7 protein-coding genes are annotated in these 7063 nt (G+C 72.0%); 2 read left to right on the top strand and 5 right to left on the bottom strand.

The genetic code is table 11. The features are described 5' to 3' along the window. Positions 1–86 precede the first annotated feature (86 nt). From PSH25_RS30480 to PSH25_RS30470, 3 genes are all read right to left on the bottom strand, one after another. The gene (locus PSH25_RS30480; RefSeq protein ID WP_238662340.1) at positions 87–362 is read right to left on the bottom strand and encodes a beta/alpha barrel domain-containing protein; all 276 of its coding nucleotides are present in this window, start codon (positions 360–362) and stop codon (positions 87–89) included. A gap of 55 nt (positions 363–417) precedes the next feature. Next, positions 418–1443, bottom strand: coding sequence for a sugar kinase (locus PSH25_RS30475; protein ID WP_238662339.1), 1026 nt, complete (start codon positions 1441–1443; stop codon positions 418–420). Between the two features lie 87 nt (positions 1444–1530). After that, entirely contained in the window at positions 1531–2382 is an 852-nt protein-coding gene (locus PSH25_RS30470; protein ID WP_238662338.1) for a S1 family peptidase, read from the bottom strand. A gap of 172 nt (positions 2383–2554) precedes the next feature. Between PSH25_RS30470 and PSH25_RS30465 the strand changes: the two genes are divergently transcribed. Both PSH25_RS30465 and PSH25_RS30460 read left to right on the top strand, forming a co-directional pair. Continuing rightward, positions 2555–3736: a low temperature requirement protein A gene (locus PSH25_RS30465; protein ID WP_238662337.1), complete on the top strand. Its 1182-nt coding sequence runs from the start codon at positions 2555–2557 to the stop codon at positions 3734–3736. A 129-nt stretch (positions 3737–3865) separates the two neighbouring features. Then, on the top strand, positions 3866–5050 hold the full coding sequence (locus PSH25_RS30460) for a low temperature requirement protein A (RefSeq protein WP_238662336.1): 1185 nt from the start codon (positions 3866–3868) through the stop codon (positions 5048–5050). 9 nt (positions 5051–5059) lie between these two features. Here PSH25_RS30460 and PSH25_RS30455 read toward each other — a convergent pair whose 3' ends face one another. Then, positions 5060–5632 carry a nucleosidase gene (locus tag PSH25_RS30455; RefSeq protein WP_238662335.1) on the bottom strand — a complete coding sequence of 191 codons (573 nt, stop codon included), beginning with the start codon at positions 5630–5632 and terminating at the stop codon, positions 5060–5062. 37 nt (positions 5633–5669) lie between these two features. After that, on the bottom strand, positions 5670–7063 hold a 1394-nt coding region (locus PSH25_RS30450; RefSeq protein ID WP_238662334.1), incomplete at its 5' end, for an outer membrane protein assembly factor BamB family protein.

Genomic DNA, 7063 nt, shown 5'->3' with positions numbered 1-7063 from the left:
ATCGTTCTCTCATCTCCTCTTACTCTTTACTTTTTTTTTTTTCCAAGCAGAACACGTCATACGATATAAGTCCACGTGACTGGATTTCAGGCTTTTTCTCTTCCTATCTCGGCCGCCGCCGCGACCTGTTCGACGTCGAGCACGGTGCCGGCACCGACGATCCGGTCGCGCTCGGCCCCCGCCTCGACGGCGGCCCGCAGCGCCGGCACCGCGTCGGCGGTGGCCACCGGAACCTCCACCACGTCGATGCCGAGGTCCCAGGCACGCTCGGCGAGCCGAACGGTCTCGGCGACCGGCAGGCCGCGCAGGATCGCCATCACCCGGGCGCCGCCGAAGATGTGGTCGAAGTCCGGTGTGGTCATGGTGCACTCCATCCAGGGTCGCGGTGAAAGTGTTGCTGCTGGCCGGCGGCCCGACTCAGGTCGTCGCCCCCGGGTCGGTCAGGTCGAGCGGCGACCAGGCGTCGGCGGGGGCGTCGACGAGCTTCTCGAACCAGGCCCACGGCGGCACCGGGGCGTTGTCGCCGCTGCTGGTCAAAGCCTGCGCCGCGACGAGGTGGCCGAGGCGCAACCGCCGCACGGGGTCGAGGCCGCGCAGCAGCCCGGCCAGGTAGCCGGCGGCGAAGGCGTCTCCGGCGCCGACCGGCTCCACCACCGTCACCCGGGGAGCGGGCACGAAGACCGGCTCGGCGTCGCGGACCAGTGCGGTGGCGCCCACCGCGCCGTCCTTGACCACCACCGTCTCCGGGGCGGGCAGCAGCTCGCGTACGGCCGTCGGGTCGGTGACGCCCCAGAGGGTTTCCGCCTCGTCCTGCCCGACGAAGACGAGGTCGCAGCGGTTGGCGAGGTCGCGCAGCACCGGCGCGGCCTGCTCGGCGGACCACAACCGGGCCCGGTGGTTGACGTCGAAGCTGACCAGCGACCCGGCCAGCGGTCGGTCGGTCACCGCGTGCTCGACCAGCGCCCGGCAGGAGGCGGACAGCGCCGGGGTGATCCCGGACAGGTGCAGCACCCGGGCACCGGCCAGCGCCGGGTCGGCCAGCGTGGCCGGGTCCATCCGGGCGGCCGCCGACCCGGCCCGGTAGTAGTGCACGGCGGTCCCCTCCGGGCCCGGGTCCTTGACGTACAGGCCGGTGGGGGCGGCCGGGTCCACGCACACCTGGTCGACGCGGACGCCGGCGGCGGCGACGTGCCGGATGACGGCCCGACCGAAGGGGTCGTCGCCGACCCGGCTCACCCAGGTCGTCCGGTGTCCCAGGCGGGCCAGGTAACCGGCCACGTTGGACTCGGCGCCACCGACCGAGACGGCGACCCGCTCGGCGTGCTCCAACCGCTCACCGGGCGCGGGGCAGAGCACCACCATCGTCTCCCCCACCGCGGCCACCTCCACCGACGGAAGGCCGGCCGGGACGCTCGCCTGGTCAGGTCGGGGGTCGGTCGGCATCGGGCACACGTCCTCGCGGCGGGGGTGCTGGGCGTCGCCGAGCCTAGGTGTCCCGCGCGGGACGGGCAACCCGTCGCGCGTCGACCCTCAGGGCAACGTCAGCCCGTACGCGGCCAGCACCTCCGCGATCGGCTGGTAGTAGGTGGTGCCGCCGGCGGTGCAGTTGCCGGTGCCGCCGGAGAGGATGCCGAGGATGGTGCCGGTGGAGGCCACGTAGAGCGGTCCGCCGCTGTCCCCCGGCTCGGCGCAGATGTTGGTGCGGATCAGGCCGTAGATCACGCCGGTGGAGTAGTTGACCGTCTGGTTGAGACCGGTGACGCTGCCGCAGCGCACCCCGGTGGTGCTGCCGCTGCGGCACACCGCCTGACCGATGTACGCGTTGCCGGGGCCGTTGATGGTCAGCAGGCCGGGGTAGGTGTAGACCGCGCTCGGATGGGCGATCCGACCGGTGTAGCGGATCAGCCCGTAGTCGTTGGTGGGGTAGCTGGTGGCGGTGCGGGTGCCGAGCACGGTGGTCTGGGCGCTGTCGGCGTACCAGGTGGCGGCGGCGGTGGTGCAGTGCCCGGCGGTGATCACGTAGTAGGTGCTGCCGCTGCGCGCGTTCGCGCCAAGCGAGCAGCGCGCGCCGCCGCCGTAGATGGCCTGCCCACCGGCGATCAGGGGACGCAGCTTTCCGGGTTCGCGGCGCAGCAGCACGCCGGCGCGGTCGGCCACCGCCCGCAGTGCGGTCAGTTCGGTGGGGGCCACGGTGTCGTCGACGGTGAGGGTCATCCGGCCGGTGGCGGGGTCGAGACCCCACGCGGTGCCCGCGGTGCGTACCCCGGTCAGCAGGGCCGCCGGGTCGGCGGCGGCCCGGTCGGGGACGGCGGCCTGCGCCGCGCCGGGCGCGACGAGCAGCAGGACGGTCAGGACGAGGGCGACCAGCGGGGAGCGGCGCATCCGAACCTCCGAAGAGATCGACTCTGATGGATGCAGTCAAGCATCGCCCGGCGTCCGGCGCCGTGGCAACCTCCGGCTGCACTCTTCCCCGACCAGCGGGAATCACCGATCCGGGGACGGCCCGTGTCGGGGCCGCCGATAATTCCTCGGGAGACGCGGCGGGAGGCCGGGCATGACCACCAAAGGGAATGCGGCGCTGGTACGCCGGCTGGACGGGTCGACCCGGGCAACCCTGCTGGAGTTGCTCTTCGACGTGGTCTTCGTGGCCGCCCTCGCACTGACATCGAAACTGTTGTCCGAAGAGCTCTCCTGGTCCGGCGGCGCCAAGCTGCTGCTGATGCTGACCGCCGTCTGGTGGACCTGGTCGGTCACCACGACCACGACCGAGTTCTACGACCCGCAGCAACGCCCGATCCAGGCCATCCTGATGATCGCCATGGTCGGGTCGGTGGGGATGGCGGCATCCCTGCCGATGGTCAGCATCGGGCACCTGCTGGTCTTCGTGATCTCGTACGTCGGCACGCATGTGAGTCGCTGCATCATCCTGGTCACCGCCTTGCACCTGCAGGGGCACCGGACGATCAGGGAGCGGGCCACCCGGTTTCTCTTCTGGTTCACGGTGTCCGGCGTCTTCTGGGTCACCGGCGCGCTGTCAGAGACTCCGAACTGGGGGCTCTGGACGATCGCCATAACGATCGACCTGTTCGCCGCGGCGGCCCGCTACCCCACGCCCCGGCTGGGCCGGATACCGCTCCCCCAGTACGGACGGACCACCGAGCACCTGGGCGAGCGGTACCAACAGTTCATCATCCTGGCCCTCGGCGACATCATCCTGTTGCCGACGCTGCAGGTCAGCCGGGGCCATCTCGACCACCTCCGGCTCGCCTCCCTGCTCTGCGCCTTTGCCACCATGCTGCTGCTCTGGCAGATCTACGTCTTCCGCGCCGGCGAGTTGTTGGTGGCGGCCGGATCCCACGGGAGCCGGGCAACGCGGCTGGCCCCGTTCACCCATCTGGTCATGCTGGCCGGCGTGGCCAGCACCGCCGCCGCCTTCGACCTGATCGTCACCAGGCCGACCGGAACGACGCCGGTGCCGTGGCTCGTGCTGATCATCACCGGCCCGACGCTGTTCGTGGTCGGCCGCGTCATCTTCACCATGGCGGTGTCGTGGGTCATGCCGTTGCGGCGAATTGCCTGGCAGCTCCTGCCGCTGCTGGTGCTGCCGTGGGCCGGCGGCTGGCCGCCGGTGCTGGTGGCCACGATCGTGGCGCTCGGGTTGGCCGGTCACATCATGTTTCCCGGAGCGGCCCGGGAGACCACGCCGGGCCTGCGGTTGCGGCAACCCGACGACTGACCTCCCCGGTCACGGCGCTCGCCGTGGCAACCACCGGCCGCCCTTCCCCGACCGGCGAGAATCGCCGATCTGGGGACGGGCCGCGCCGGCACCGCCGATAATCCTCGGAGACACGGCGGGAGGCCGGGCATGACCACCGGAGGCACCGCGGCGCTGGTACGCCGGCCGGACGGTTCGACCCGGGCCACGCTGCTGGAGTTGCTCTTCGACGTGGTCTTCGTGGCCTCGCTCGCGCTGACCTCGACCCTGCTGGCGGAAAGCCACAACTGGTCCGGCGCCGCGATGGTCCTGCTGATGCTGACCGCGATCTGGTGGACCTGGTCGGTCACCTCCACCACCACCGAGTTCTACGACCCGCAGCAACGCCCGATCCAGGCCATCCTGATGATCGCCATGGTCGGGTCGGTGGGGATGGCGGCGTCGTTGCCGATGGTCTCCGACGGGCACGCGATGGTCTTCGCGATCTCGTACGTCGGCACGCACGTGATCCGCGGCATCGTCCTGGTCACGACGTTGTACCGAAAGCGACATCGGGCGGCCATGGTCCGGGCCACCAGGTTCTTCTTCTGGTTCGTGGTGTCCGGCGTCTTCTGGATCACCGGCGCGGTGTCCGGCACGGTGAACTGGAGCCTCTGGACCATCGCCATCACGATCGACCTGCTCTCCGCGGCGGCCCGCTACCCCACGCCCTGGCTGGGCCGGGTGCCCTTCGACCAGTACGAGCGGACCACCGCACATCTGGGCGAGCGGTACCAGCAGTTCATCATCCTGGCCCTCGGCGACATCATCCTCATTCCCACGTTGCAGGTCAGCCGGGGCCCGCTGGCCGGATTCCGGGTCGCCGCACTGTTCTGCGCGTTCGCCGTCATGCTGCTGCTCTGGCAGGTCTACGTCTTCCGGGCCGGCGAGTTGCTGGAGGCTGGGGCCGGGCCGAAGTCGGGCCGGCCAGCCCGGGTGGCTCCGTACAGCCATCTGGTGATGCTGGCCGGGGTGGTCGCCACGGCGGCCTCGTTCGACCTGGTCGTCACCCGGCCGACCGGCACCACGCCGGTGGGATGGCTGTTACTGATACTGGGCGGCCCCGCGCTGTTCGTGATCGGCCGCGCCCTGTTCACCCTGCTGGTGTCCATGCTCGTGCCGTGGCGGCGAATGCTCTGCCTCCCCCTGCCGCTGCTGACGCTGCCGTGGGCCGGCCGCTGGCCGCCGCTGCTGGTCACCGCAGTCGTGGCGCTCACGCTGGCGGCGCACATCCTGATTCCCGGAGCGGCCCGGGAGACCACGCCCGGCCTGCGGATGCGGCAACCCGATGACTGACCTGCTCTTTCAGGCGAGGTGTCGAGCGGCCCACTCGGCGAGGTCCCGGGCGCAGGCGTCCACCGACTCCTGCCAGGTCCGGGCCGCGCCGTCGCCCGCCTCGTCGCTGACCTGCTTGACCAGCCGGCATGGCACGCCGGCCTGCGCGGCGGCCCAGGCCACCGCGTACCCCTCCATGTCGACCAGGTCGGCGCGCTGCGCCAACCGGTCCCGCTCCGCGTCGTCGGCCACGAAGGTGTCGCCGGTGGCCAGCACCGCGCCCTCGGCGGCCAGCGACAGCGGCGCCCCGTAGGTCTCGCCGGTCAGCGTGCGCAGCAGGTCGGTGTCCAGGTCGTGCTGGAGCACGGTGGCCACCTCGTGGATGCCGGCCAACCCGGGGCGCAACGCCCCGGCCGTACCCAGGTTGAGCAACAGGGTGGGGCGCGGCCCGGCGGCCAGCACCGCGGCCACCGCGCTGGCGGCGTTCACCTTGCCCATGCCGGTGAGCAGGACCGGCAGCTCGGGCGGCAGGTAGCGGGCCTCCTCCCCGACGGCGAGCACCACCAGCGGACGATCGGCCCGGACCGTACCTCGAAGATTCACCGGAGCATCGTACGAGCCGGCCCGTGGGCCGTTCACGTCAGTCGTCGGTGAAGCGGTACAGCACGAAGTCCTCGTCCGCGCCACAGGCGATCACGCGGGTGTTCCACGAGCAGGACGAGCTGCGCACATCCTTCAGCTCACCCAACTCGTCGACCTCCCCGGACTCGGCCCACACCCCGGCCAGCACCCGGTTGTCCGCTACCACGCTGGGGGCCTTAGCGAAGACCAGCAGGTTGCCCGCGTCCAGGCGGACCGCCACCCCGCCCCGCTCCCGCAGCACCGGCTTGCCGGCGGCGTCGAAGACGGTGACGGTCGGCTCCGGGGACTCCCGCTGGGCGAGCACCTGCTCACCCAACGGGACCAGGCCGGTCACCCCCGGCGCCGACCAGCTGATCATGCGCTCACCCTCGGTGGCCGCCACCACCTCGGTGCGCGCGATGTCATTCTCCGGCACCTGCAACAGGCACGCCCGCCGCTCACCGCAGGCCACCAGCTCCTTCGGGCGGTACTCGTCGTTCCCGGACCGGTGCAGCACCACCGGCTCGGCGTCGGAACCCAGGTCGTACGCGAGCAGCTGGTATCCACCCTCGTTGGCGGCCACGTACAGGCGGTCCTCGTGGGCGACCACCAGGTCGTCGAGGTCGGCCACGCTGCCCCACTGGCGCAGGACCGCGCCGGATGTCATGTCGAGCAGCCGCACCGACCGGTCCGCGCCCACCTGGACGAGTCGCCGCCCCTTGCCCGTCCACGGGTCGCGGGGCGTGCCGTCGACGAAGGCCGGTCCGCCCGCCGCCGCGTCGGTGCCGACCGGCCGGACCACGGTACGGCCACCGGCGAACCGGTCGCGGGGGTTGGGCTGGGTCCACTTCGCCGAGCCGTCGGTCAGGCGCAGGCCGACCAGCTCGTCCGCGGCCCGGTCCACCAGCACCGCCGTGTCGTCGGCGAAGTACACGTCGTCGTCAGCGCGGAGCACGCGCTGCCAACGCTGCTCACCGGTACGACCGTCGAGGACGGCCAACGGTCGGGGGGTGCTGTCGCCCGGTGCGTCGGCGAGGACCGCGACCGCCCCGGGGACGGCGATGATCGCCTCCCAGTCGTCGGCCCGTACGTCGGTCTGTTCGCGCCACACCTCGCGGCCGTCGCCCGCGTCGACGGCCACCACCTCCAACCGGTCGTCCGGCAGTGGGAACGCCAGGTAGGCCCGGTCGTCGAGCACCGCCGTCCACATGTCGACCGGCCGTTCGGCGCCGGCCGACAGCCGGGACAGCTCACGCAGCGAGGCGAACTCCAGATCCGGGTAGCGGTCCCGGGTCAGGTAGAGCGTCGCCGCGGAGGCCACTCCGACCAGGGCCAGCAGCGCGCCGAGCACCACCCAGCGCGCCCGCCGCCAGCGGGTCGCGCCGGCCGGCGGGGTCGGGGTGGCACCGGCCA

The sequence above is a fragment of the Micromonospora foliorum genome (assembly GCF_022229015.1).
GTDB classification, from domain to species: domain Bacteria; phylum Actinomycetota; class Actinomycetes; order Mycobacteriales; family Micromonosporaceae; genus Micromonospora; species Micromonospora foliorum.
This window is presented reverse-complemented; position numbering and strand designations above follow the sequence as displayed.